Source organism: Kitasatospora sp. NPDC059577 (assembly GCF_042735475.1).
GTDB lineage: Bacteria > Actinomycetota > Actinomycetes > Streptomycetales > Streptomycetaceae > Kitasatospora.
This window is the reverse complement of sequence record NZ_JBHWBZ010000053.1, coordinates 68,828-71,150: the sequence shown is the minus strand read 5'-3', so window position 1 is coordinate 71,150 and position 2,323 is coordinate 68,828. Positions and strand designations below refer to the sequence as shown.

The following is a 2,323-nucleotide window of genomic DNA, read 5'->3' as shown; positions in this document are numbered from 1 at the left end:
GTCAGATAGTTTTGTTTTATAGACCCCGGCCGGGGGATGCGGGGCCGGGCCCCCCCGGCCGGGGTCGACCGGGCCGGCCCGGCCGCCGTGGTGGCGGCCGGTCAGTGGATGCCCTCGACCGCCGCCTGCGCCGCGCGGGCCAGTTCGCGCCGCGCGCCGGACCGGGTGGCCCGCGGGGCGGGCGGCGGGATCGGCGGCAGGAACGTCACGTCGGCGACCAGCCCGCGCGCCGCGACCACCCGGGCGAGCGAGGTGAGCAGGCCGTCGTCCCCGACGAAGGCTGGGACACTGGTCGGCCGCCCGTCCGCCAGCCGGTAGCGGATCGTCACCGGCTGGACGAAGGCCCCGGCCTCCACCGCGGCCTGGAACAGCGCGGGGCGGAACCGCCCGCTCTCCCGCCCGCACCAGGTCGAGCCCTCCGGGAAGACGATCACCGGGTGTCCGGAGCGCAGCTCCTCGGCGACCTCCGCGACGGTGTCGGGCAGTGTCCGCAGCCGGTCGCGGTCCAGGAAAACGGTGCCGCCCCAGGCGACCAGCGGGCCGAGCACCGGCCACCGCCGGACCTCGGTCTTGGCCAGTGAGCGGCCCGGCCGGCCGGCGGCGAGCAGTGGGATGTCCAGCCAGGACACGTGGTTGGCCACCACGAGCACCCCGCCGCCGCCCGCGCCGGCGGGCCGGGCGCCGGGCCCGGCGAGGTGGACGGTCACGCCGAGGGTGCGCAGCAGGACGCGCGCCCAGAGCCGGATCAGCCGCTCCCGCCCCCCGTACGGAAGCAGCCGGACCGGCGGGCTGAGCACGACGCCGGCCACCACCGCCGCCAGGCAGGCCGTCAGCCGCAGCGCCCGCCGGGGGTGGGAGACCTCCGGGGCGGGGTCGGCGAGGCAGGTCTCGGGCCGGCAGGTCGCCGTGGGCAGCCAGACGCTCACGACGCGGAGCCCAGGCCGGGCAGCCCGGAGAGGAAGTGCCGCAGGTAGCGCGGGTCGGTGCGCTCCAGCGAGAGCAGCACGTACAGGTCGGCGCAGTCGAAGTCCGGGTCGTACGCGGGCTCGCCGCAGACCCAGGCGCCGAGCCGCAGGTAGCCGCGGAGCAGCGCCGGCAGCGGGCCCCGCTCGGCGCGCGGCACACCGGTGGCGTCCCAGCGGTGGCGCGGGGCGACCCGGTACTCGGCGGGGGCCAGGTGCTTGGCGCTGACGGTGTCCCAGACCCGGGCGGCGGTGGCGCCGCCGTCCTCCAGGCCGATCGAGCAGCAGCCGCCGACCCAGGTGTTGCCGGTGTCGGCGAGGTAGCGGGCGATGCCGCCCCACATCAGGTTGATGACGGCGCCGTTGCCCCGGTGGTCCGGGTGGATGCAGGAGCGTCCCAGCTCGACCAGGCCGGGGCGGACCGGCGCCAGGGCGGAGAGGTCGAACTCGCCCTCGGAGTACAGCCGTCCGGCGCGGCGGGCGGCCTCGGGGCGCAGCAGCCGGTAGGTGCCGACGACGGTGCCGTGCTCGCCCTCGCGGACCAGGAGGTGGTCGCAGTGCTCGTCGAACGGGTCGACGTCCAGGCCTGCGACCGGGCTGTGCAGGACGGCGCCGAGCTCGGCGGCGAACACCTGGTGGCGCAGCCGCTGGGCGGCCCGCACGTCGTCCTCGTCGCGGGCGAGGGAGACGGTGTAGGCGGCCGGGGCGGGCGTGGGGACGACGGCCGGGGCGGGCCGGTGGCGGGGGGCGGGGACCGCCGGGGCGTCGTGGGTGGGGGCGACTGCGGACGGAGCGTACGTGGGGACGGTGGTCATGGCGGACCCTCCAGGGCAGCACGATCGGCGGTGCCGAGGATCGCCAGGGCACCGTCCCGGTCCGCAGGTGGTTCGGGCATGGACGCGAACCGGTCTCGGTATGTCTCTCCGAGCCGGTTGGCATCCACGTTGCGGCGCGGCGGAGCGCAGATGTGCACCTGTTGAATGGGACCACCCGTGGCTTGCCGGTCATCTGCCGGGCACCGGGCGCTCGTTCGCAGGGGGTGGACAACGGGGGCGTACGGCTGCACCGTACGCCCCCGCCGTCGGGCTCGCCCCACCCGGGTCACCGGACTCACCGGGTCACCTCGGTCACCGGACTCACCGGACTCACTGGACTGACCGGACTGACCGGGTCAGGGTCACCCCGGTCACCCGAGACACCCCGGTCACCCGGTTCACCGGTGCAGCCCCGGTCACATGGAGTGCCAGCCCTCCGGGGCGACGCCGCCCGGGACGGCGGCGGCCGCGCCGCTAGGTGGCCGGGGGTGGTCGAGTCGAGTATATAAAAGAGAAGCAGGCGACGGATATAGAGGTGGTGTGAGA

At 76.1% G+C, this 2,323-nt stretch carries 2 protein-coding genes; both read right to left on the bottom strand.

Annotation, left to right across the window (positions count from 1 at the left end):
• Nucleotides 1-101 precede the first annotated feature (101 nt).
• Nucleotides 102-926, bottom strand: coding sequence for a lysophospholipid acyltransferase family protein (locus tag ACFV0O_RS31340; protein WP_380347109.1), 825 nt, complete (start codon nucleotides 924-926; stop codon nucleotides 102-104).
• Nucleotides 923-1,777, bottom strand: a complete 855-nt coding sequence (locus ACFV0O_RS31335; RefSeq protein ID WP_380347107.1) for a GNAT family N-acetyltransferase — start codon at nucleotides 1,775-1,777, stop codon at nucleotides 923-925. The genes ACFV0O_RS31340 and ACFV0O_RS31335 overlap by 4 nt, the downstream gene beginning before the upstream one ends.
• Nucleotides 1,778-2,323: the final 546 nt, after the last annotated feature.